This window comes from Microbacterium sp. C5A9, assembly GCF_022627955.1.
GTDB lineage: Bacteria > Actinomycetota > Actinomycetes > Actinomycetales > Microbacteriaceae > Microbacterium.
Map to the genome: position 1 here is coordinate 307480 of NZ_JABXGD010000003.1, position 21558 is coordinate 329037.

At 71.3% G+C, this 21558-nt stretch carries 23 protein-coding genes; 8 read left to right on the forward strand and 15 right to left on the reverse strand.

Annotated elements, in window-relative coordinates:
• Window positions 1-29: 29 nt before the first annotated feature.
• From HWD99_RS08225 to HWD99_RS08245, 5 genes are read left to right on the forward strand one after another with little or no spacing between them, the layout of a single operon-like run.
• Window positions 30-926: an SIS domain-containing protein gene (locus HWD99_RS08225; protein ID WP_241795742.1), complete on the forward strand. Its 897-nt coding sequence runs from the start codon at window positions 30-32 to the stop codon at window positions 924-926.
• Between the two features lie 44 nt (window positions 927-970).
• Complete coding sequence (locus tag HWD99_RS08230) at window positions 971-1999, forward strand: ROK family protein (protein ID WP_241795743.1); 1029 nt, start codon at window positions 971-973, stop codon at window positions 1997-1999.
• Complete coding sequence (locus HWD99_RS08235; RefSeq protein WP_241795744.1) at window positions 1996-2937, forward strand: 1-phosphofructokinase family hexose kinase; 942 nt, start codon at window positions 1996-1998, stop codon at window positions 2935-2937. The genes HWD99_RS08230 and HWD99_RS08235 overlap by 4 nt, the downstream gene beginning before the upstream one ends.
• On the forward strand, window positions 2934-3812 hold the full coding sequence (locus HWD99_RS08240; RefSeq protein ID WP_241795745.1) for a class II fructose-bisphosphate aldolase: 879 nt from the start codon (window positions 2934-2936) through the stop codon (window positions 3810-3812). The genes HWD99_RS08235 and HWD99_RS08240 overlap by 4 nt, the downstream gene beginning before the upstream one ends.
• Window positions 3813-3840: 28 nt before the next feature.
• On the forward strand, window positions 3841-4617 hold the full coding sequence (locus HWD99_RS08245; RefSeq protein WP_241795746.1) for a DeoR/GlpR family DNA-binding transcription regulator: 777 nt from the start codon (window positions 3841-3843) through the stop codon (window positions 4615-4617).
• A gap of 232 nt (window positions 4618-4849) precedes the next feature.
• On the opposite strand, the gene HWD99_RS08250 is transcribed toward HWD99_RS08245, so the two are convergent.
• The 4 genes from HWD99_RS08250 to HWD99_RS08265 form a co-directional block, all read right to left on the reverse strand.
• On the reverse strand, window positions 4850-7318 hold the full coding sequence (locus HWD99_RS08250) for a CHAT domain-containing protein (RefSeq protein WP_241795747.1): 2469 nt from the start codon (window positions 7316-7318) through the stop codon (window positions 4850-4852).
• Window positions 7319-7410: 92 nt separating this feature from the next.
• On the reverse strand, window positions 7411-8979 hold the full coding sequence (locus HWD99_RS08255; RefSeq protein WP_241795748.1) for a S8/S53 family peptidase: 1569 nt from the start codon (window positions 8977-8979) through the stop codon (window positions 7411-7413).
• Between the two features lie 81 nt (window positions 8980-9060).
• Window positions 9061-9555 (reverse strand): hypothetical protein, encoded by a 495-nt coding sequence (locus tag HWD99_RS08260; protein ID WP_241795749.1) that lies wholly within the window; start codon window positions 9553-9555, stop codon window positions 9061-9063.
• On the reverse strand, window positions 9552-10178 hold the full coding sequence (locus HWD99_RS08265; protein ID WP_241795750.1) for an RNA polymerase sigma factor: 627 nt from the start codon (window positions 10176-10178) through the stop codon (window positions 9552-9554). The genes HWD99_RS08260 and HWD99_RS08265 overlap by 4 nt, the downstream gene beginning before the upstream one ends.
• A 153-nt stretch (window positions 10179-10331) precedes the next feature.
• Here HWD99_RS08265 and HWD99_RS08270 point away from each other — a divergent pair, with 153 nt between their 5' ends.
• Window positions 10332-10550, forward strand: coding sequence for an SCO4848 family membrane protein (locus tag HWD99_RS08270; RefSeq protein WP_241795751.1), 219 nt, complete (start codon window positions 10332-10334; stop codon window positions 10548-10550).
• Between the two features lie 3 nt (window positions 10551-10553).
• Here the strand turns inward: HWD99_RS08270 and HWD99_RS08275 are convergent, their stop codons facing one another.
• Both HWD99_RS08275 and HWD99_RS08280 read right to left on the reverse strand, forming a co-directional pair.
• Window positions 10554-11012 (reverse strand): GyrI-like domain-containing protein, encoded by a 459-nt coding sequence (locus HWD99_RS08275; RefSeq protein ID WP_241795752.1) that lies wholly within the window; start codon window positions 11010-11012, stop codon window positions 10554-10556.
• A gap of 93 nt (window positions 11013-11105) precedes the next feature.
• A complete protein-coding gene (locus HWD99_RS08280; RefSeq protein WP_241795753.1) occupies window positions 11106-12488 on the reverse strand; it encodes an MFS transporter in 1383 nt (460 codons plus the stop codon).
• Between the two features lie 75 nt (window positions 12489-12563).
• Between HWD99_RS08280 and HWD99_RS08285 the strand changes: the two genes are divergently transcribed.
• Window positions 12564-13157, forward strand: a complete 594-nt coding sequence (locus HWD99_RS08285; RefSeq protein WP_241795754.1) for a helix-turn-helix domain-containing protein — start codon at window positions 12564-12566, stop codon at window positions 13155-13157.
• 39 nt (window positions 13158-13196) lie between these two features.
• Here HWD99_RS08285 and HWD99_RS08290 read toward each other — a convergent pair whose 3' ends face one another.
• The 9 genes from HWD99_RS08290 to HWD99_RS08330 form a co-directional block, all read right to left on the reverse strand.
• A complete protein-coding gene (locus tag HWD99_RS08290; protein ID WP_241795755.1) occupies window positions 13197-14312 on the reverse strand; it encodes an aromatic acid exporter family protein in 1116 nt (371 codons plus the stop codon).
• Between the two features lie 158 nt (window positions 14313-14470).
• The gene (locus HWD99_RS08295) at window positions 14471-15157 is read right to left on the reverse strand and encodes a hypothetical protein (protein ID WP_241795756.1); all 687 of its coding nucleotides are present in this window, start codon (window positions 15155-15157) and stop codon (window positions 14471-14473) included.
• Window positions 15157-16068 (reverse strand): ABC transporter ATP-binding protein, encoded by a 912-nt coding sequence (locus tag HWD99_RS08300; protein ID WP_241795757.1) that lies wholly within the window; start codon window positions 16066-16068, stop codon window positions 15157-15159. Before HWD99_RS08300 ends, HWD99_RS08295 begins: the two co-directional genes overlap by 1 nt.
• Window positions 16065-16490, reverse strand: a complete 426-nt coding sequence (locus HWD99_RS08305) for a GntR family transcriptional regulator (protein WP_241795758.1) — start codon at window positions 16488-16490, stop codon at window positions 16065-16067. The genes HWD99_RS08300 and HWD99_RS08305 overlap by 4 nt, the downstream gene beginning before the upstream one ends.
• 364 nt (window positions 16491-16854) lie before the next feature.
• Window positions 16855-17139, reverse strand: a complete 285-nt coding sequence (locus tag HWD99_RS08310) for a WXG100 family type VII secretion target (RefSeq protein WP_241795759.1) — start codon at window positions 17137-17139, stop codon at window positions 16855-16857.
• The gene (locus HWD99_RS08315) at window positions 17139-17633 is read right to left on the reverse strand and encodes a hypothetical protein (RefSeq protein WP_241795760.1); all 495 of its coding nucleotides are present in this window, start codon (window positions 17631-17633) and stop codon (window positions 17139-17141) included. The genes HWD99_RS08310 and HWD99_RS08315 overlap by 1 nt, the downstream gene beginning before the upstream one ends.
• A gap of 279 nt (window positions 17634-17912) precedes the next feature.
• Complete coding sequence (locus HWD99_RS08320; protein ID WP_241795761.1) at window positions 17913-18713, reverse strand: ABC transporter permease subunit; 801 nt, start codon at window positions 18711-18713, stop codon at window positions 17913-17915.
• Entirely contained in the window at window positions 18710-19639 is a 930-nt protein-coding gene (locus HWD99_RS08325) for an ABC transporter ATP-binding protein (protein ID WP_241795762.1), read from the reverse strand. The genes HWD99_RS08320 and HWD99_RS08325 overlap by 4 nt, the downstream gene beginning before the upstream one ends.
• Window positions 19636-20292 (reverse strand): TetR/AcrR family transcriptional regulator, encoded by a 657-nt coding sequence (locus HWD99_RS08330; RefSeq protein WP_241795763.1) that lies wholly within the window; start codon window positions 20290-20292, stop codon window positions 19636-19638. Before HWD99_RS08330 ends, HWD99_RS08325 begins: the two co-directional genes overlap by 4 nt.
• Window positions 20293-20352: 60 nt before the next feature.
• On the opposite strand from HWD99_RS08330, the gene HWD99_RS08335 reads away from it, so the two are divergent.
• Window positions 20353-21495 carry a class I SAM-dependent methyltransferase gene (locus HWD99_RS08335; protein ID WP_241795764.1) on the forward strand — a complete coding sequence of 381 codons (1143 nt, stop codon included), beginning with the start codon at window positions 20353-20355 and terminating at the stop codon, window positions 21493-21495.
• Window positions 21496-21558 lie beyond the last annotated feature (63 nt).

A 21558-nucleotide genomic window follows, 5' to 3' on the forward strand; every position in this document is an offset into this window, starting at 1 on the left:
CTTGCAACATCTGGTCCGGAGGGCCCGTCATGACCGAACATCTCCCCGGCGCGCACATGCGCGAAGAGCTCACCTCGCAGCCCGACACGTGGGCCCGCGCCGCCGATCTCCGTGACGCCCAGGCACTGCTGCCGGCGTCCGGCGCGCGCGTCGCCGTCGTCGGCTGCGGCACGTCGTGGTTCATGGCGCAGTCGTATGCGTTCCTGCGCGAGACCGCGGGGCAGGGAGAGACCGATGCGTTCGCCGCGTCCGAGTCGTTCACCGACCGCGGCTACGACGCCGTGGTCGCACTCACACGCTCGGGCACCACGACCGAGGTGCTCGAACTCGTCGAGCGCCTCTCGGGTCGCGTGCGCACGATCGGCGTGATCGGAGACGAGACCTCGCCGCTCGTCTCGCTCGTCGACGACGCCGTGCTGCTGCCGTTCGCCGACGAGAAGTCCGTCGTGCAGACCCGCTTCGCGACCACGGCGCTGGCGCTCTTCCGCGCGTCGCTCGGCGAAGACCTCACGGGTGCGATCGACGACGCCGCCGCCGTGCTGGCCGCCGAGTACGACGACGAGCTGCGTGACGCCGAGCAGTACTCGTTCCTCGGTCGCGGCTGGACCGTGGGCCTCGCGCACGAAGCGGCGCTGAAGATGCGCGAGTCGTCGCAGTCGTGGACCGAGTCCTACCCATCGATGGAGTACCGCCACGGCCCGATCGCGATCGCCGCCCCCGGCCGCGTCACCTGGCAGTTCGGCGAGGCGCCCGAGGGACTGGCCGCACAGGTCGACGCCACGGGGGCGCGCTTCGTGCAGCATCCGATCGACCCGCTGGCCGACCTCGTGCGCCTGCACCGCGTGGCCCTCGACCGCGCCGTGGCGCGCGGACTCGACCCCGACCAGCCGCGCAACCTCACCCGCTCGGTCATCCTCGACGCGTGACGACGATCCCGGACGTGTGACGAGGACCCGGGAGGGAGCAGACCATGACCAGGCCTGAGGACGCCGCGCGCATCGTCGACGTGGTGCGCGATGCGTCGGGCGAGAAGCTCACCGCGGCGCGATCGCTGGGCGCGGGCGCGCCGGTGCTCGCGTTCGACGTGGGCGGCACCGACATCAAGTCGGCCCTGTTCGACGCCGACGGGACCGCTCGGGGGCTGCGGCGCACGCCGACTCCCCTCGCAGGTCCTCGGGCTGATCACGACGGGGAGAGCACGTCAGACGTCGACCGCACCGGAGCTCTCATCGAGCGTCTGGGAGTGCTCGCGGCCGAGCTGCGGGCCGACCACCCCGACGTCGTACCGCGGGCGGTGGGGCTGGTCGTGCCGGGGATCGTCGATGCGGATGCCGGGCTCGGTGTGTTCGCGAGCAACCTCGGGTGGCACGATTCCCCGCTGCGCGACCTCGCGGCGGCGAAACTCGGCCTGCCCGTCGCGTTCGACCACGACGTGCGCGCCGCGAGCTGGGCCGAGCATCGCCTCGGCGGCGCCCGCGCCTACTCGAACTCGGTGGTGCTGGTGATCGGCACCGGCATCGCGGGTGCCCTGCTCGTGGGCGGGCAGCCGTACACCGCCGGGGGCTATGCGGGCGAGATCGGGCATTCGCCGATCGCCGAGGGACCGCTCTGCGCCTGTGGGGCGCGCGGGTGTCTCGAAGCGGTGGCCTCGGCAGGGGCGATCGCGCGGCGGTACGGCGACGCGACAGGCACCGTCCCCGACGGCGCGAAGGACGTGATCGCGCGCGCCGCATCCGGCGACCCGGTCGCCGCCGAGATCTGGAACTCGGCGCTCGACGCGCTCACCCTGTCGCTCGCACAGCTCACCGCGGTCGTGGCCCCCGAGGCCGTCGTGATCGGCGGAGGGCTCTCCCGCGCCGGCGGCGCCCTGTTCGACGAGCTGCGGGTGCGCCTCGCCGAGCGACTGAGCTTCCACCGCATCCCCGCACTCGTGCCCGCCGAGCTCTCGGGCAATGCCGGCATCCTCGGGGCTGCACTGCGCGCACGGGAGCTCGCATGATCCTCACCGTCACCCCCAACCCGGCGCTCGACCTCACCTGGCACGTCGACCGGCTGACGCTCGGCGAGACGCACAGGGCGGATGCCGGTGCGGCCCGCGCCGGCGGCAAGGGCATCAACGTCGCGAGGGTCGCGCATGCCGAGGGGGCATCGGTGCTCGCGGTCGCGACGGCGGGTGGTCGCAGCGGCGTCGAGTTCGCCGCCGAGCTCGGGGCGAGCGGTGTGCCGCACCGCCTGGTTCCGGTGGTCGGCGCCACCCGGCAGAGCGTCGCGATCGTCGACGCGCACCTCGGCGACACCACGGTCGTGAACGAGCGCGGTCTGAACCCGAGCGACCCCGAGTGGGCGACGCTGCTCGGCGAAGTCGTCGATGCGCTCCCCGGAGCGCGGGTGCTGGTGATCTCGGGCAGCCTGCCGCCCGGGGCGCCCACGACGCTGCTGCCCCTGCTGATCGGCACGGCGAGGGATGCCGGAGTGCCCGTGATCGTCGACACGTCAGGCCCCGCCCTGCTGCACGCGGCGGATGCCGGAGCATCCGTCCTCAAGCCCAACGCGGCCGAGCTCGTCGAGGCGACCGGCATCGCCGATCCCGTGGAGGGGGCCCGTTCCCTGATCGCGCGCGGCACGGACCTCGTGCTGCTCTCGCTCGGTGCCCGCGGAATGCTCGCGGTCACGGCATCCGACGTCCTGCATGCCCGGCTCGACGCACCGCTCGCCGGAAACCCGACCGGAGCCGGCGACGCCGCGGTGGCCGCGTGCGCTGTGCTCTACGCCGACGGCATCCGCGACCTCGAGACGGTCCTGCGCCGGGCGACCGCCTGGTCGGCCGCCGCCGTGCTCATGCCGTTCGCCGGAGAGATCTCCGCCGACTGGCCGGCCCTCGACGAGCGCCTGGTCGTCGCTCCCTTCGTCCCCGCCGTCCGAGAGGAACGCCCGTGACCCTCGTCTCCGCCCGCGAGCTCGTGACCGATGCCGCCGCCCGCGGCACCGGCCTCGGCGCGTTCAACGTGATCCACCTCGAGACCGCCGAGGGGCTCGTGCGCGCCTCGGCCCGGGCGGGCCTGCCGGTGATCCTGCAGATCTCACAGAACTGCGCCGACTATCACGGCGGGCTCGAGCCGATCGCGCTGGCGACCCTCGCGGTGGCGCGCCGCGCCGAGACGCCGGTCGCGGTGCACCTCGACCACGCCGAGAGGCCCGACCTCGTCGACGAGGCGATCGCGCTCGGCTTCGGCTCGGTCATGTTCGACGGCGGGGCGCTGCCCTACGACGACAACGTGGCGATCACCGCCGAGGTCGCCGACCGCGCACACGCCGCCGGGGTCTACATCGAGGGCGAGCTGGGCGAGGTCGGCGGCAAGAACGGGGCGCACGCGCCCGGAGTCCGCACCGACCCCGACGAGGCGCGGGAGTTCGTCGCGGCGACGGGCGTCGATGCGCTCGCCGTGGCCGTGGGATCGTCGCACGCCATGACGGACCGCACGGCATCGCTCGATCTCGCACTCATCAGCCGGCTGCACGAGGCGCTCCGCCGCGGCGGCCGCGAGGGGCAGCAGGTTCCGCTGGTGCTGCACGGCTCGTCGGGCGTCTCCGACGCGGTGATCGCCGACGCGGTGCGCGCGGGGATGACCAAGATCAACGTGTCGACGCATCTGAACGGGTTCTTCACCCGGGCGATCCGCTCGACGCTCGACGCCGACGAGCGGCTCGTCGATTCGCGCAGGTACCTGACGCCTGCTCGCGAGGCGCTCGCCGAGGAGGCCGCGCGCATGCTGCGCCTGTTCGCGCTCGAGACCGCCGACGTGGTGCGGTGAGACTCGTGAACCCGGGCAGGATGGAGACATGAAGCGCGCCGCCCGCCTGAACGCGATCCTCGACCTGCTGGCCGCGGACGGGGAGGTGAACGTCGATGAGCTCGTCGACCGCTTCGGCGCCTCGGCCGCGACCACGCGCCGTGATCTCGACTCCCTCGCCGAGCAGCGCCTGCTCACCCGCACGCATGGCGGCGCGGTCGCGCACGACGTCGCGTACGAGCTGCCCATCCGCTACAAGAGCCACCAGCGCACGCAGCAGAAGGAGAGCATCGCCCAGGCCGCGGCCGCCCTCGTCGCACCGGGGATGGTCGTCGGACTCTCGGGCGGCACCACGACCACGGCGATCGCGGCGGCACTCGCCGCGCGGAGCGACCTCTCCGCCGGTCCCGGCATCACGGTCGTCACGAACGCGGTGAACATCGCGGCGCAGCTCGCGACCCGCCCCGACATCAAGGTCGTCGTCACGGGTGGAGTGATCCACTCGCGCAGCTACGAGCTCGTCGGCCCGTTCGTCGAGCAGCTGCTGCGCGGAGTCCGCCTCGACATGGCGTTCATCGGCGTGAACGGCATGGATGCCGAGGCCGGCGCCACCACGCAGGACGAGCGCGAGGCGGCCGTGAACCGCATGATGGCCGAGCGCGCGCGCCGGGCCGTGGTCGTCACCGACAGCAGCAAGCTCGGCACGGTCGCGTTCGCGGCCGTCGGCGGTGCGGAGCTGTTCCCCGTGCTCCTCACCGACGACGGCGCGACCGCCCCCGCGCTCGCCGCGCTGCGCGCCGCGGGCTACGAGGTGCTGACCGCCTGACCCCGCGGCGGTCTCCTCCGGTCGGACTCCTTATGGGGATGCCGCGATCCCTGTCGCGACATCCCCGGAGCAGATGGTGTCCTGCCGTCCTCACACTCCCCAGTGAATGAGGTTCCCCAAAAACCGACTTCTGCGCCTCCCTCGCGCTTCGTTCCCGAAGCCCTTCGCATGGCACCTTCTGCAGATAAGGAGCAGGTCGGCGATGTTCTGATACATCGACTGGAGAAAACTTTCAGAGCCCGCTGCCGTGGCACTGGAACGGGGCTGTCAGGCCGGTCGATGCGGATGCCGAGGCCAGGGCGACCGCCGGGGCGACACCGCGAGCCAGCTCGGAGTGCATGGCTCCCAGAAGCTCGCACGCCACGTCGTCGGCGACCACGACGGGAGCCGCGATCACGCTGCGGGTGCCGGCGTGCAGCCACACCCGGGTCATGCCCAGCGCCTCCTCGCCCCAGCGCACCGACGAGCGGCCGAGCTCGCACGCCGAGAGCACCACGGTCTCGGGTGCGCGCGGGATCAGGTCGACGTCGTAGCCGAACAGCGTGCCGTCGGCGAGCTCGAATCCCGAGAACAGCGGGTTGTCGACCGCGTGCCGACCGTGCGCGGCGATGTGCAGCACATCGACCTGCGCGGCGAGGTCGGTGACCGTCGCCACCCTCGCATCGGCGCCGGTGATGACGCGCGGGTCGGCTCCGGGAGCGGCACGCGCGTCGCGCCAGGCACTCGCCGCGGTGCGCACCTCCTCGTCGGCGCGCGCGACGCGGGGCCCGGCCGTGAAGCCCGCGGTCTTCGTCGCGGCACGGGTGCGTGGGGGGTGCGGCGCCGACTCGTCGCCGAGCCAGCGGGACACCGAGGTCGCGAGGGTGAACGGCACCCCCGCCATGCCGGGGAGCATCGCCCAGGGCACGCCCGCGAGGATGCCGGGCACCGTCAGCGCGAGACGGTCGGCGCCGCCCGCCGCGGCGCGGACAGGCGCGAGCAGGGCCTCGTCGAGAGCCCGCAGCCTCTCGTCGAGCGATCGCATCACCGTCTGCGCCATCGGGCCGCCGCGCGTGAGGGCGGCGACGTCGAGGTCGGCCCTGAGCCCGTCGAGGGCGCGCTGGATGCGGGGCCACGGCAGGTCGACGATCGACGATCCGGCAGGACCCACCGTCACGCAGACGAGGGCGGTGCCGGTGTAGACGTACGCCAGCACGGCCGTGTCGTCGTCGAGCCGCGCGCGCGTCTGCGCCAGATCGAGGCGCCCGCGGCTGCCGGCGACCCTGGTCGCCGTCCACTGACGGTCGCGCACCCGGTCACGCAGCTCCCGCACCCGCGCGTCGGTGGTCCAGTCGGATCCGGCGAGGTCGGCGCGCAGCATCCGCAGCTCCGCCAGGTCGGCGGCGAGCTCGGGATCTCGGGGCGGACGCACCGGCGCGACCTGCTGGCTGAGGTGCCGCGCACGCTCCGACCAGTCGAACAGCACCTCGGCATCACCCGATCGCGCGGCCGCGGCGAGGCCGGCGAACATCAGCTCGGTACCGTGCATCGCGACGGAGGCCTGGAGGTCGAGCGCACCGAACGACTGCTGCCAGGCGGTGAGCAGATCGAGCCCCTGCGCGGCGATGCGCCGTGCCTCGGCATCGCGTCCGGCGGCGGATGCCCGCAGGGCGCGCACCTCGTGCGATCGCAGTCGGAGCGGCGTCGGGGCATCGGCGGCGAGCCGCGGCATGCGTCCTCCCCCCGCGAGGCGCGACGTGAGCGTCAGCGCCGTGGCCTCGGTGCGGAAGCCGCCGCGGGCCAGCGTCGCCGCGGTGCGCGTGAACATCTCGGCATCGGGGGTCGAGCCGGGGCGCGAGCGGATGCGCGCCTCGAGGCGCACCGCCTCGGCCCGCGCCGCCCAGGCATCGCTGCCGAGCGCGGTGAAACGGCGGGCCGCCGTCGCGGCGGCCCGCTCGGCACCCGGGGCGTCGTGTCGCAGCAGCGATCGTGCGAGGTGGAACTCCGCCTCACCGCGGGCCTGCCGCATCCGCTGCGCGCCGAACCGCACGGCGACCGCGCCGAGCAGATCCTCCGCCTCGGTGGTGAGCCCCGCGTCGCGCAGCACCTCGGCCCGGTCGAGATCGCTGATCGCGGCGGCGAGGTCGCTCGTGGCGGCGAGGATCGGGCGCGACGCCGTCATCAGGGCGAGGGCCGTGACCAGGTCGCCGCCGAGCAGTGCGGCGTAGCCGAGGTTGTGCCGGGCCTCGGCCAGAGGCTCCTCGGCGCCGTGCGACTCGTAGGCGGCCGCGGCGCGGCGGAGGTCCGCGGTGCAGTCGTCGAGCCGATGGCGCTGCATGCCGACGATCGAGCGGCTCATCAGCAGGTTCGCGCTCGCGACCGAGTTCTCGTCGAGCGCGTCGATCGCGAGGGTCAGGAACGCGTCGGCCTCGTCGAGGCGGCCGGTGTGCATGAGCAGTGTGCCGAGCTGACCGTGCGCGAGCGCGATCGTCTCGGTGCTGATTCCCGGACGGGTGAGTGCCGCCCGCGACAGGCGTTCGGCCTCGGCGGGTTCGCCGGTCTGCGCGAGGACGTATGCGCGCGTCCCGTCGATGCGCGCCAGCAGGTCCTCGTCGTCGGTGCGCGCGGATGCGGCCGCCAGCGCGCGTCGAGCCTGCGCGAACCGTCGGGAGTTGGCTGCGTCGACGCCGCGCTGATGCAGCTCGCGCGCAGTCAGGGGCATCCAACCAGAATGCCGGTCTGCTCGGTGTCTGGGAAGGCCTGTGACGGCATCCGTGGCTCTCGGCGTTCCGATGCTGCGCCGTCTGCCCCCGGCTACTCCCGCGTGACCGGGGTGGGCAGGGCCTTCAGCACCGCCGCGACGGCCTTGGCCGCCGCATCCCGGGTGATGCCCTGCGGCGGAACCGTGCCGAGCCGCGCGGCGATGCGCCCCGCGACGAACGGCGCCGCGAACGACGTGCCGCTCCAGATCGAGAATCCGCCGCGGTAGTCGTCGGGGTCGATCGTCTCGCGACGCAGCCCGTCGACGTCCGCCCTGGTCGTGGCCTGCTCGCCGCCCACGAACGCGGGTGACGTGCTGACGACGGCGGCTCCCGGTGCGTAGACCCGAACCCAGGGGCCGACGTTCGAGAACAGCGCGACCGATCGGGCCGACGGGTTGAGAGCGCCGACCGAGACCAGCGGAGCATCTGCGTCGGCAGGAATGCCGTTGTCGGCTCCGGGCCAGGGCCAGAGGGATGCCGGGAACGACGGGCGATCGATGGCGTCGTTGCCCGCCGAGCAGACGACGATGCATCCGAGCTCGCGCGCCGTCGTGAGGATCGCCTCGAGGGTGCGGCTGAACAGGCCGTCGGTCGGCGTCTCGTGGTAGTACCCGAGCGACAGGTTGAGCACGTCGATCGGATGCCCGGTCGACGGGTCCTCCCGATGACGGCGCAGCAGCTCGACGACCTGCGAGACCGTGACGAGGAACGTGCTCTCGTCGATCACGCCGAGCGCGCCGGCCATGCGCACCGACAGGATGTCGGCATCCGGCGCCGTCTGCCGGATGATCCCCGCGATGAACGTGCCGTGACCCGCCACCGCGTCGATCTCGCCGTCGAGCTGCCCGTACAGATCCGGATAGCGCTCGGGGTCGGCGTCGTCGGTGAGTCCCACCGGCACCCCGTCGAGCTCGACATGCCGGGTGACGATGTCGTCGGGCAGCCACTCGTGCGTGCCGCAGCCGGTGTCGAGCACCGCGACGACAGGACGTCGCCCGCGCTTCGGAGCGGCCGCGCGCTGCGGCGCCGCGCCGATCCAGGTCACCGGCTGCCGGGCGCCGCGACCGGGCTCGAGGTAGTCGTCGCTGCCGCCCGCGCCGGCTCCGCGCACCGGGTTGGTGCGGCTGAACGGGTTGGTGCGGCTGAAGGGATTGGTGCGGCTGAACGGGTTGAGCCCGACCGGGTCGATCGACAGCACGTGCTCGAGACTCGTGCGCGGCATCGGGGTGCCCGTGCTGCGCCGTGCGCGCTGCAGCACGCGCCAGGCGTCGGGCGGCACGGGCGACTCGCCGCGGCTCGGCTCATCGGGTGTCGTGAGGTGCGCGCGCAGGAAGCCCGCGACGCCGGGCAGCAGCGGTCCTGCCGCGAGTCGCGTCTCCGGCGACTCGAGGTCGAGGTTCCAGCCGAACGATCGCGCGGCGTCGATCAGCGCGCGGATCTCGCCGTCGTACGCCTCGTTGTCGTCGTCGCGGTCGTTCGTGATGAGAAGTCGCTCGGGCAGGTAGGCGGTCGGGAAGGCGCGCACGCCGCCGACCGGCTCCACGGTCGGATCCAGGGCCGCGCCGCGACGGATCGATCCCTCCGCGCGATCCTGCCAGGTCCACCCTCGGGGCTGCTCCATCGTCGGTCCTCTCCTCGCGGGCTGAGCCGCGTCGTGTGTGCGGGAGAACCCCGCGGCCTGTGCGGGTCGCCCCGCGGTGGATCACAACTCGAACTGCGGTGTCGACAGGGTGCGCTGCTGGTCGCCGGCCGTGGTGGTGAGGCGCACGAGGGTCAGCCCGTCGGGAACGTCGTCGAACACGAACCGTCCGGTGTCGCTCGCGGTGGTGGTGCGGCGGCGCTCTCCCTGTGCGAGCTCCACGCCGGCGGCGGCGGTGTCGACCCAGCCGTCGATGCGGTGGCGTCCGTTCTCCGTGCGGGTGACGTGCAGCAGGATGCTGGTCGTGCCGTCGCTGAACTGCAGGGTCAGCGCATCGGCGTCGCCGCGCACCGCGCTGAGCGGCTGTTCGACCAGTGTCAGCAGGGCGTACTCCTCCGAGAGCCCCTCGGCGGCGACGGACGCGATCATCCGGTCGATCAGCGTCGCCGGCATCGGGTCGACGTCGCGCCAGAGCGCACGCAGTCGGGCGAACAGGGCGGCGTCGTCGCTCGCCTCGTTCTCGCCCTGCCCGCTGTGACTCGGGTCATCGTCGCTCATGGCGCGCCCTCCGTCCGCGGTGTCGGGGCGTCGAGCAGATCACGCAGCTTGGCGAGGCAGCGTCGACGCGTGGGTCCGATGCTGCCGACCGGCATCGCCAGATCGGCGGCGAGCCGCGCGTAGTCCGGGCGCTCCTCGAAGGCGATCACCCGCAGCAGCTGCTGGCAGCGCTCGGCGAGGCGCGTCACCGCCGACCACAGGCGACGGTTCTCGTCTCCCGTCGCGGCGTGGTCTTCGGCCGACTGCTGCGCGGGCAGCAGCGCGTCGAGAGCATCCGTCTCCGTCGTATCGGCCCGGTTGTGCGCCTTGCCGGCCCGCCAGGCCTCGCGGCGGGCGGTCGTCGTCAGCCAGGCCGAGACGGCACGGGGCTCGGCGATCGACCGGTGACCGCGCACGAGCTGCAACCAGGTGGTCTGGATCACGTCCTCGGCCAGCGTGCGCTCGAGCCCGTATGCGCGCACCACATGCCAGAGGACAGGCGTCATCAACCGCACGAGGTCGTCCATCGCGCGGCTGTCGCCGTCTCGCCATGCGTCGAAGAGGTCGGCGGCTCGCTTCCAGCGTGCCGCTCCGTCGTCCGGCGCAGGATCGAAGGCGGCGCCATCGGGTGCGCCGTCGATCATGAGTCCCATTGTGATCACATCATCAAGGAGCACGGCAAGAGCCCGGTGATACATGGACTCGGTCAATTTCTCCACAGATCGCGTCGTCTCGGCATCCGGTCGTGCCCGTCTGCGCGATCTCGCCCCACGCGATGCACCCGATACCGTGGAGAGGTGATCGCCCTCGCCGTCGTGCTCTTCCTCAACGCCGCCTTCAACATCGTGGTCTGGCCCCGCTTCTACAAGCGGATCGCCACCGACCCGCGGGCGCGGGACGCCGACGGCAAGGCCACGACGTTCCTCACGGTGCACGTCGTGCTGATCTCGATCGCCCTCGTGCTGGCCGTGGTCTCGGTGCTCGTCGGCGTCGCCGCCCTCACCGGGGCGCTCTGACGATCAGGCGCGTGCGACGGGCTGCTGCAGCTCGGTGATCCAGTCGGCCTGATCGTCGGACTCGGACTGCAGATAGACCTCGCGGCACGGCCCCACGGCCGTGGCACCCCGCTCGATGATCGCGGCGTTCACGGCGCCCCAGCTGTCGTCGATCGTCGCCATGGAGCCGTGATGAGTGGCCGCGAACGCGGATTCGACGGCGGGCAGCTCCACGATCACGAGGCCGTCGATCGCGGGTCCGTCGTAGGCGAAGCCGACCGTGATGCGCACCCCGTGCGCGTCCATGTCGTACTCGGCGATCGGCAGTCCGGGGGTCGCGCCTGCTGCCAGGAGCGCGTCGGCCACGCGATCGAACAGCGGTCCGACGACGGCGGCGACCTCGGGCTGTGTGCCGACCTTCTCGGTCAGGGTCGCGAGGCGCACGAAGGGAAGAGGCTTCTCGGTGATCTCCAGGGCTGACATCGTCGTCTCCTCGCGTGGGGGTGTTCGGTGCCGCCGATCCTACGCATCGGCGCCGACATCGGCCAGGGTGCGGCGCCGAACCGAGAGTGCGGCTCAGGCGTTCGCGTACTGCGTCGCGTGCTCGGCCCAGCGCGACTCGACGGGCAGGGCGCGGAGCGCACGGTTGCCGAGCGCGAGGGCGACGGCGATCGCACAGAGCGCCGCGCACACGAGGATCGTCGCTTCGCGGCCGATCCAGGTGAGACCGAAGCCGGCGATCAGCGGTGCGAGCGGCAGCGCGCCCATGCCCAGCACACCCGCCGCGCTGTTCGCCCGGCCGAGCAGCTGTGTCGGGGTGGCGACCATGAAGTAGCCCATCATCCCCGCGTTGAGAGCGGGGAGCAGCAGCACCGAGGCGCCGAGCACGACGACGATCGCCCAGGGCTCGGTCACCATCGAGAGCAGGATCGAGCCGATCGCGCCCCCGGAGAGACCCGCGATCGCGAGCACTCCGGTCCGGATGCGGGGCACGAGCATCGGCGCCACGATCGCCCCGACGAGCATGACCGCACCGACCCCCGCGCCGAGCGAGCCGATCAGGAGCTCGGAGTATCCCGCCTGCTGGAGCGCGTACATGACGGTGGTGATCGCGGCATTGAATCCGAGGTTGATGATCGTGATGATGACGAGAACGCCACCCAGGTCGGGTCGGGAGAACAGCCACGTGAACCCCTCGCGCAGCTCGGCCCACGCGCTGGTCTTCGTCGGGGCGGCGACCGCGGCGGCATCCGCGCTCAGCTCGGTGGGAAAGCCCAGACCGTCGCGCGCATCGACGGCGGGTCCGTCGGCGACGTGCCCCGCAGCGGCCGCATCGTCGGCGTTCTCCGACCCGAGAGCCTTCGCCCGCGTGCTCCGCCCTCGCAGCATCCACGCCGTGATCGCCGCCACCGTGTGGCACAGCGTCATCGCGACTCCCACGAGCCACCCGCCGACGCCGAGCAGGAGGCCGCCGAGGGGGCCGCCGGCGAGCTGCAGCGCGGCATCCCTGCCCTGGTTCGCGGCCTGAGCCCTGCCCATCGCGTCGTCGGGGACGAGTTCCTTCAGCGCGCTCTCGCCGGCGACGTCGAACAGTCCGCTCCGTGCGGCGAGCAGCACGTTGGCCGCGAGCAGAGTGCCGAAGGTGAGGGCGTCGGCGATCGCGAGCAGGGTGAACGCCCCCGAGAGCAGGATGCCGAGGAGCGACCCGAGCAGCATCAGGACGATGCGCGGATGCCGGTCGGCGAGGATGCCGCCGGCGAGGGTGAGCACGAGCCGGGCGACCATGCCCGCACCGCCGATGATGCCCGCCTGCGCGGGGTCGTTCGTGACGATCAGCGCCAGCAGCGGGATCGCGAAGCCGAAGAGCGCGGCGGCGAGACCCTTGCTCGTGTCGCTCACGAGCCAGGTGAGGTATCGGGTGTTCCGCCACAGGCGGTGGGGCGCGGTCACGGTGGTCATAGGCTCCACCGTAATTGCGCACGAACAGTTGCGCAAGAGTCATTGCGCAACTTTCCCTGCGGATAGACTGCCGGGATGAGCGAGGGCGCGAAGGGCGAGCGACAGCAGGCTGATCAGGTCTGGATGACGTCGGCGATGCTCAAGGCCTACGCGCATCCGCTGCGCCGCCAGATGATGCGCCTCTTCTCGCGCCGCGAGCATCTGCGGGCGGCCGATGTCGCCGCCGACCTCGGCGTCCCCGCCAACAGCGCGAGCTTCCATCTGCGCGTGCTGGCCGACGCCGGGCTGATCGAAGAGGCGCCCGAACACGCCCGCGACCGGCGCGACCGGGTGTGGAAGTCACGCAAGGGCGCGATGAGCGTCGGCGGGCCCGAGCATCCGGTGCCGGACGAAGCACTGGGCAGCGCCATGATCCGATCGATCGCCGACGACCATCAGGCCATGATGGCGCGGGTCATCGCGTGGACCCCCGAGTATGTGTCGGGGCGCACCGCCGAGGTGCACGCCGCGTTCTCGCAGCGCATGGTGCGGCTCACGGAGGCGGAGTTCGATGCTCTGATGGATCGTGTGCAGGATGTCATCGCGGAGGCGGCGGATGCTCACGACACGACCGATCCCGCCGGACGGCCGTGGCAGATCGACATCCTCGCCGCTGACGACACGATCTGACCATCCGTCGAGCGGTGTCGTTCGGGCGTTCGAGCGTGCCTAGGAGGTCTCGTCCTCGGGGGCGCGCTGACCGCTGAGGATCAGGATGCGGCGCAGATGCATCGCCGCGAGCACACCAGGACCCATCGAGCGCCGCACGTCGATCGTGCGGTCGTCGACCGTCTCGAGCAGTTCGCGGATGGCCCGCGCGGCCTCACCACGCCTCCGGTGGTCCTCCGAGGTGAGCGGCTCCTGCTGCGCGATCACCTCGGCCACCGCGTGGCAGGCCGTCGACAGGGGGTCGGGCAGCGCGGGGTCCAGGTCGAGTGCGCCGGGGCGGTCCCAGATGGTGTCGGCGATCTCGTCGGAGATGTCGCGGATGAGGTGCGCGATGCGGTCGAGCGCCTCGAGTTCCGCGTGGATGTGCCGCGTCTCGCCGCGTCGTCCGCGCGCCCTGACGTTGCCGCGGCGACTGTCGTCGGCCTCGGACAGCGCGGTGCGCAGTTCCGACGTCGTGTCGGCGAGAGACGCGGCATCATCGGCCCACTGCTCGTGCTCGGGCGGCCACGACTCGGACACGGCAGATCCGATGTCGTGCAGATGCGCGCTCAGCTGCTCCCGGAACGCATCGACGCGGGCCGCCGCAGCCAGGGTCAGGGGAGCGGGGGCGATCACGACGTTCACGATGAGGCCGATCACGATGCCGACCGCCATCTGCACGAGGTAGCCGAGGGAGTAGTCGTCGGCGTTCTGTCCGCCGACGATCAGCACGAACAGCGCCGCGACGGGCACATACTCGCGTGCGGCCCCGAACCAGCCCGTGCCCGCGATGAGCATCCCGACGCCGACCACGGCGGGAACGGTCCACCAGGTCGGGCCGATCGTGAGCACGACCAGCAGGGCCAGGCCGATTCCGGTGGCGAGGCCGAGCAGGGTCTGCAGGCCCGATCGCACCGAGCCCATGAGCGTCGGATACATGCTCACGAGTGCGCCGAGCGGGGCGTAGTAGGGGTACTCGTCGGTGACGCCGGGGGTGTGCGGGGCGATCAGCCACGCGAGCCCGACGGCCAGGGTCGTCTTGGTGACGAGCAGCAGGCGTGCGGGGTGCACGGCCTCGCGGATCTCGTGCGCGGCGCCCGAACGGCGAGCGCGCAGTCGTGCGCTGATGGTGTTCACGGCATCCCTTCGTCTCCTCCCCTGCAGAGTGACGCTATCCGTCGGCATCCGCTTCTCCCAACGGGTTGCGTGCGGAGCGGGGTCCGGGGTATCGCGACCGGGCGCGACGACGCCGGCCGCCCCGTGAGGGTGACCGGCGTCGTCGAGTGGCCGTGCGATCAGGGGATCGCGCGCCGGAAGGCCAGGAACGAGACGCCGCTGAGCACCACTGCGGCGACGAGGCCCCACAGGGCGAGGCCCAGCGCTCCCGCGTCGAGGATCCCGATCCAGACCTGCTCCCACAGCTCGAGCCGGGTGGCGAGGAACGCGAGTCCGACGAGGATCAGCGCGAGGCCGACGCCGACGATCGTCAGCACCGTGGGTCCCCAGCTCTTGTAGATCGTCGCGCCGGTGAAGCCGAGGATGAAGAGGAAGAGCGCGAGCGTGAAGTACACGATGAACGCTCCGAGCGGCCCGGCCTCCCACAGCCACGGGAGATAGAACACGTAGCCGTTCACTCCGTATCCGTTCGTCATCGTCTCGATGGCGCCTCCGATCAGGAACAGCACCCCCATGAAAGCGCTGCCGAGGATCGCCGTGAGCAGCGTGCCGAAGAAGAAGTCTCGGCGTGTGATGCTCATCGCCTGCGAGAACGGGAACGTCAGCGTCATGGCCGAGATGCCGATGGCGAAGAAGTACCAGAGCGGAGCCTGGCCGCCGCCGCCGTACTTGGGCCCGTCGGTCGGGATCATCGCGTAGATGAGCACCGAGAGCACGACCGCCGACCCGAGGACGATCAGCGGCACCCAGATGAACGTCTGACGGTTGATCAGCTGCAGGCGGATGACGTTGAGTGTGCGTCGCATCAGCGCACCTCCTCCTTCACATCGGTGGCTCTCGTGGCGGATTCCGCCCTCTGTGTGAGCCGGACGATCAGCTGCTGCAGCGAGACGGGGGCGAGGTCGAGACCGGAGGCCGTGACCTCGGCCCGCTCGGCGGGCGACAGGTGTCCGAGCACGGTGACGGAGGCCACGCGGCCCAGCGCCTCGCGGTGCAGCACCTCGCGGTCGGCCGCCCAGGCGTCGACCGTGGCGGCATCGCCGACCACCGTGACGGCGCGGTCGCGCACGGCATCCGTGTCTTCGTTGAGCAGGATCTGCCCGTTGTCGATCACGATGACCTTCTCGATGAGGTTCGAGACCTCGTCGATCAGGTGCGACGACAGGATGATCGTGCGCGGGTGCTCGGCGTAGTCCTCGAGTAGCCGGTCGTAGAAGATCTGTCGGGCGACCGCGTCGAGGCCCAGGTAGGGCTCATCGAAGAACGTGAGCTCGGCGCGGGAGGCGAGGCCGATGATCACCCCGACGGCCGAGAGCTGGCCGCGCGAGAGCTTCTTGATCGTCTGCTTCATCGGCAGCTGGAACTGCTCGATGAGCTGGTCGGCCAGTTCCTGGTCCCAGTTCTCGAAGAACAGGCTCGCGGCCCGGAACGCGTGGCGCGGGTAGGCGTCATCCGGGTACTTCTGGCTCTCTCGCACGAAGCACACCCGGTTCAGCACCCGGGCGTTCTCGTAGGGGTGCTCGCCGAAGACGCGCACGGTTCCCGACGTCTCGAAGTTCTGGGCGGTCAGAATCGACATGAGCGTCGTCTTGCCCGCGCCGTTGCGGCCGAGCAGTCCGTAGATCGCGCCCGCTTCGAGGCGGAGTGAGACGTTGTCGAGCGCGTGCTTGTCCTTGTAGCGCTTGGTGAGGTTCTGCACCTCGATGACGGCGGTCATGCGGGGGTCTTCCCTTCTGCCTGTGCGGTCTGTGGTGCCTGTGCGGTCTGTGGTGTCTGTGGTGCCTGGGCCGCGCGTTCGCGGAGCAGTGCGGCGAGGTCTTCGGCGCCGAGACCGAGTGTGCGGGCCTCGGCGAGGAGCGGGTCGATGTACCGATCGGCGAACGCGTCGCGGCGTTCGCCGAGCACGATGTCCCGCGCGCCGGCGGCGACGAACATGCCGATGCCGCGGCGCTTGTACAGCACTCCCTTGTCGGTGAGCATGGCGACTCCCTTCGCAGCTGTCGCAGGGTTGATCCGGTAGAACGCGGCGAGCTCGTTCGTCGACGGGGCCTGCGTCTCCTCCGTGAGCGAACCGTCGATGATCGAGTCCTCGATCTGCTCGGCGATCTGGAGGAAGAGCGGTCTGCCTTCGTCGATCACGAGTCCTCCGAGTGGTTGGTGGGTTACTTACTCGACTAGGTAACCACTGAACCTTGCTCGTGTCAACGGTGTCTCGACCCGATGCGTGGGCTCGGTGCGGGAGCGATGCCGCACCGCGTGGTTGTGCGGGGTCGATTGTGCGCCTCGCGACGGTGCGGGGTCGATCGTGCACCGCGCGGGGCCGTTTCGGGTGCGCGAGTGACCCCGCATGCGGCGCGGGTGCGAAAGTCACCCCGCATGGACAGGGATTGGGAGCGGGAGCGGGAGCGGGGGCGGGGGCGGTGGATGCGAGAGCGGCGCGGGGATGGGTGCGGATGCGGAGTGCGGCGCCAGGCCCCGAGAGTCGTGGAGCGCCGGGTGGCGGTCAGCTCCAGAGGGCGGCGACCCGCGCCTCCGCCTCGCGGGTGCGTGCTTGGGCGCGCGCGGCCGCGGTTGCGGCACTGACGAGCGCGGCCCGCATGTCATCCGCGCACGTGGTCCAGTCGCGCTGGGCGCGGGCGTAGGCCTCGTTGGCGCGCCCGGTCCATGCGTCGTTCAGTTCCGCGACTTCGCCCTCGAGCTCGTCGAGATGGTCGCGGATGCGCTGCGCAGTGTCGGCGAGGGCGGCGATCGATTCGGCGAGTGGTTCGTGTTCGACGCGGATGCGCATCAGTCGGCGTCCTCGGACTCGGGTGGCCGGGTGAGGTCGAGTTCGCGGAGTGTGTAGGGCTGGGAGATCTTGTCGGTGAGGAAGTAGGTGTAGAAGACGACGGCGGCTTCGTCGGCGGTGAACACCTCGTTCGGATGGACCGTGACGCTGTGGCGTCCGTCGTCGTAGTGGATCGTTTCGGTCGGCTCGCTGGTCGAGACGGTGCCGGGCTTGCCGACGGCGTACTGGTGTGCGGTGCCGTCGGGGTCGAGGTAGCGGACCTCGACGGCGAGGGCGTCTGCGGTTCCGGCGCACTGGATGTATTCGGAGCTGGTCGGGATGCTGTCCAGCAGGTCGGCACCCTCCGGGGCCCGCCACAGGCTCCATGCCCAGAACGACGAGCCGTTCATCCGATTCAGGACGAACTGAATCTCTTGCGGATACGAGCGAAGGTCGTCCATCAAGGCGCCCCGAATGAAGCCGTTGATCTGGCGAATGTGTGTGGGCTTGGTCATTTCACGGTCTCCAGGATCACGCCTGTGATTCGGATCCTTTCGCCGTTCCGCGACTAGCCCGCGTGCCCCACGCACGGAGATCGTCGGTCTCCACATCTGTCATCGCGCCTCCTCCGGGCTACGAATGACAACGCTAAAGCCTCATATGACGACAATGCAGAGGATGGCGGAGCGTATTCCGATATTCCCGGGTGGGGCCGTGGCGCGACGGATCCGGGGGACCGGTTCCGACTCGGAGGTCACGCTGCAGACCGGCTGCGGCGCCCGACGGGGACGGGCTCAGCCGCGCAGATCTCGGGCGCGCAGCGCGAATGCCGACGCCAGAGCGAAGGCGACCGCGAGACCCCACGTCAGGGCGAGGCCGCCGGGGTCGACGCCCTCGGCGAGCGGCGACTGCCGATAGACCCAGGCGTAGGGGGAGAGCGCGTTCAGCCAGTCGAGGTCGTCGGACTGCTTCGCCAGCGCCTGCAGGATGTACCCGACCACGGCGATGCCCGCGCCGGCCCCGGTCGCCCACATGCGGCGGCCGGTCGCGGCGCCGGCCAGCAGGGCCGCGGATGCCGTGAGGAAGGCGAGGCCCGTGAGCGCGGCGCTCGCCCCGACGATGCGCCAGCCCTCGAGGCCGAGCTCGGACGAGCCGTTCAGCGCCCAGACGACGAGGCCCGAGAAGGCGCCGAGCCAGAGCAGCCGGACCAGTACTGCGAGCGCCGACTCGAGCGCGTACTGACCACGACCGATGCCGTGTGCGAGGTCGAGTTCGGCGCGTCCGCTCTCCTCGGCACCGGCGATGGCCGCAGAACCCCAGATCACGGCGGCGATCGTCAGCAGCAGGAAGCCCATCAACCCGTAGAAAGTGCTCTGGGTGTACCCCGCTCCGCTGGAGATCTGGTCGTATCCGATCGTCTCGACGAGCTGCTTCGGGAGCGCCGAGATGATGTCCTGCATCTGCCCGTTGCCGCCGATGCTCGGATACAGCGGCAGGTAGAGGGACAGCACGGCGGCGAGGCCGACCGTCCACCCGAGAAGGCTCCGCCATGAGTCGCGCAGGCTTCGCCGGAACACCGGCAGGGCGCCGTTCATCGCTGCACCTCCGCGCCGTACAGTCTCAGCACCGACTCCTCGAGATCCGGTTCCTCGACGGTCAGGTCGCGCACCTCGAACGGGGCCAGGGCTTTGATGAACGGATCGATCGCGCCGTCGATCGTCCCCGACAGGCGCAGGATGCCGTCGGCATCCTGCACCTCGAGACCCGTGAGCCCCGGAACCCGATCGAAATCGGCGCGGGCCGCGGCGGCGTCCGTCGTCGCGAGCTCGGCGCGCACCCGGCGGATCGACCCCAGGCGCAGCGAGGCGACGTCGCCGTCGGCGACCACCCGTCCGTTCGCGAGCACCGCGACCTCGTCGGCGGCCTGCTGGATCTCGCTCAGCACGTGCGAGCTCAGCAGCACGGTCTGTCCGGCATCCTTCGCCTCGCGCACCATCTGCAGGAACTCCCGCTGTACCAGGGGATCGAGCCCGCTGGTGGGTTCGTCGAGGATCAGCAGCTCCGGCCGGTGCATGAACGCCTGGATGAGCCCGACCTTCTGCTTGTTGCCCTTCGACAGCGTGCGCACGGGGCGGGAGAGGTCGAGTCCGAGACGGTCGGCGAGGTCGCGGGCGGTGCGCAGGGTGGCGGCCGAGTCGCGCGTGCCCGAGACCTGGGCGTAGAACGACAGGGTGCGGTGCCCGCTCGCCCGGCCTTCGAGGTGCAGCTCGCCCGGCACGTAGCCGATGCGACGTCGCAGGGCGGCGCCGCCGTGACGAGGGTCCTCACCGAGGATGCGCACGGTGCCCGACGAGGGGCGGATGATGTCGACGAGCGTGCGCAGCGTCGTCGTCTTCCCCGCGCCGTTCGGGCCGATGAGCCCGAAGACGGTGCCTGGTCGCACGTGCAGGTCGAGCTCGTGCACCGCGACGCGGCTGCCGTAGCGCTTGTGCAGACGGTCGATCTCGATGGTGTCGGTCATGATGCGTCTCCTTCCGTGGTGGGTGCCTCCGTGGCGAGTGCGCCACGAGCGCCGTCGAGCAGCGCGGTCGTCGCGTAGATGCCGTGTGTCAGAAGCTCGAGGGTCGGCAGCGTGGTGCGGATCAGGCCCGCGGGGCTCAGCTGATCGGTGCCCAGGGCGCGCGCGATCTGGGTACGCATCACGACCGGGCCGAGGCCGATCAGGGTCACGAGCAGCGTGGTCATCTCGAGGTCGCTCATCGGCTCGAGCATGCCCGCGGCGCGCTGCTCGTCGAGCACGTCGCGCGTGCTGGCGAGGAAGCTGTCGAAGAGCCGATCGGCGGCGGGCGAGCCGTCGACGAGCATGCGCGACAGGTAGTCGATGTAGGGGCCGTAGCGGTCGAGGTCATGCAGGGCGGTACGGATGCGATCGCGGGTCGGCGCCTGGATGAGGTCGTGCTCCTCGTCGGTGAAGACCCCGACCACGTGCTCGTCGCACTCGGTGCGCAGGGCGTTCTTGTCGCCGAAGTGATGGACGATCAGCGCGGGGCTCACGCCGGCCTCCTTGGCGATGCCGCGCATGCTCGCGCCGTCGTACCCGTCGCGAGCGAAGGCGACGATGGCCGTGTCGCGAATTCGGGCCCGAGCGGTGAGATCATCCGAAGCTGAACGCATGTACAGGAGACTAAACATATGTTCAGCCTGTGTCAAGAGGCGGCGCTCTAGCCTGGAGGGGTGGACTTCCCTTACAGCCGCCTGCGCCGCTGGCCCGACGTCGAGGCCGACAACCTGCAGGCCCACGACGCGACCGACGCTCTGCTCGTCGAGCGCGCGCTGTCTCTCGGGATCGACGGGCGGGAGGTCGCGGTCATCGGCGACGAGTACGGCGCGATCACCCTCGCGCTGACGGATGCCGGACTCGACGGCATCCGCGTGCACCAGGACCTCGCGACCGGACGCCGCGCGCTCGCTCGCAACGCCGACGAGCTCGGGCTCGCCGGATTCTCATCGCACGAGCTCGATGCATCGCTGCTCGACGGTGCCCGGCTCGTGCTGCTGCAGCTGCCCAAGGCGCTCGCCGAACTCGAGGAGATCGCCGACGCCGTGGCCCGCTGGGCGGCGCCCGATGTGGTGCTCGTCGCGGGTGGCCGTGTGAAGCACATGACCATCGCGCAGAACGAGGTGCTCGGACGCAGCTTCGGGCAGGTGCAGGCCAAGCTGGCCGAACGCAAGTCCCGCCTGGTCGTGGCGTCGGAGCCGAAAGAGGTGCCGGTCACGCCTCCATTTCCGGTGACGGCGCAGCACGACGGGCTGACGCTTGTCGCACACGGCGGCGCGTTCGCGGGCGCACGTCTCGACATCGGCACACGAGTGCTGCTCGGGGTGCTCCGCGCCGAGGACTCGCCACTCGGCCCGGGTGCGCCCGCTGAGCAGTCGGGCCCTGGTCCGATCGTCGTCGACCTGGGCTGCGGAACCGGCGCGCTCGCCGCGTCGTACGCGCTCGGTCACCCGGAGGCGCAGGTCGTCGCCACTGATCGGTCGGCCGCGGCCGTCGCCTCCGCCCGCGGCACGATGATCGCGAACGGGATCGCCGACCGCGTCGCCGTCATGCACGACGACGCAGGATCCGAGCTCGCCGACGCGAGTGCCGACGTCGTGCTGCTCAACCCGCCGTTCCACCTCGGCAGCAGTGTGCACACCGGCGCGGCGACGCGTCTGTTCGAGGCCGCAGCCCGCATCCTCCGCCCCGGCGGCGCGCTCTTCACGGTCTACAACTCGTCGCTCGGATATCGCGCCGAGGTGACGCGCCTCGTCGGCCCCACCGAGCAGGTCGAGCGCACTCCGAAGTTCACGGTGGCGCGCAGCATCCGGCGCTGACGGGCCCCGTCGACAAGGGCGACGGACCGTCGCCACGCCCGGCCGTGGGCGCGTGGCCGAAAC

Bases quoted from the DNA above. Each gene is read 5' to 3' on its own strand.
- HWD99_RS08280 (WP_241795753.1), bottom strand. From the start codon at position 12,488: ATGACCACCGTGACCGCGCCCCACCGCCTGTGGCGGAACACCCGATAC.
- HWD99_RS08315 (WP_241795760.1), bottom strand. From the start codon at position 17,633: ATGACCAAGCCCACACACATTCGCCAGATCAACGGCTTCATTCGGGGC.
- HWD99_RS08295 (WP_241795756.1), bottom strand. From the start codon at position 15,157: ATGCGACGCACACTCAACGTCATCCGCCTGCAGCTGATCAACCGTCAG.
- HWD99_RS08255 (WP_241795748.1), bottom strand. From the start codon at position 8,979: ATGGAGCAGCCCCGAGGGTGGACCTGGCAGGATCGCGCGGAGGGATCG.
- HWD99_RS08245 (WP_241795746.1), top strand. From the start codon at position 3,841: ATGAAGCGCGCCGCCCGCCTGAACGCGATCCTCGACCTGCTGGCCGCG.
- HWD99_RS08250 (WP_241795747.1), bottom strand. From the start codon at position 7,318: ATGCCCCTGACTGCGCGCGAGCTGCATCAGCGCGGCGTCGACGCAGCC.
- HWD99_RS08310 (WP_241795759.1), bottom strand. From the start codon at position 17,139: ATGCGCATCCGCGTCGAACACGAACCACTCGCCGAATCGATCGCCGCC.
- HWD99_RS08275 (WP_241795752.1), bottom strand. From the start codon at position 11,012: ATGTCAGCCCTGGAGATCACCGAGAAGCCTCTTCCCTTCGTGCGCCTC.
- HWD99_RS08325 (WP_241795762.1), bottom strand. From the start codon at position 19,639: ATGACCGACACCATCGAGATCGACCGTCTGCACAAGCGCTACGGCAGC.
- HWD99_RS08285 (WP_241795754.1), top strand. From the start codon at position 12,564: ATGAGCGAGGGCGCGAAGGGCGAGCGACAGCAGGCTGATCAGGTCTGG.
- HWD99_RS08260 (WP_241795749.1), bottom strand. From the start codon at position 9,555: ATGAGCGACGATGACCCGAGTCACAGCGGGCAGGGCGAGAACGAGGCG.
- HWD99_RS08265 (WP_241795750.1), bottom strand. From the start codon at position 10,178: ATGATCGACGGCGCACCCGATGGCGCCGCCTTCGATCCTGCGCCGGAC.
- HWD99_RS08225 (WP_241795742.1), top strand. From the start codon at position 30: ATGACCGAACATCTCCCCGGCGCGCACATGCGCGAAGAGCTCACCTCG.
- HWD99_RS08300 (WP_241795757.1), bottom strand. From the start codon at position 16,068: ATGACCGCCGTCATCGAGGTGCAGAACCTCACCAAGCGCTACAAGGAC.
- HWD99_RS08330 (WP_241795763.1), bottom strand. From the start codon at position 20,292: ATGCGTTCAGCTTCGGATGATCTCACCGCTCGGGCCCGAATTCGCGAC.
- HWD99_RS08235 (WP_241795744.1), top strand. From the start codon at position 1,996: ATGATCCTCACCGTCACCCCCAACCCGGCGCTCGACCTCACCTGGCAC.
- HWD99_RS08230 (WP_241795743.1), top strand. From the start codon at position 971: ATGACCAGGCCTGAGGACGCCGCGCGCATCGTCGACGTGGTGCGCGAT.
- HWD99_RS08320 (WP_241795761.1), bottom strand. From the start codon at position 18,713: ATGAACGGCGCCCTGCCGGTGTTCCGGCGAAGCCTGCGCGACTCATGG.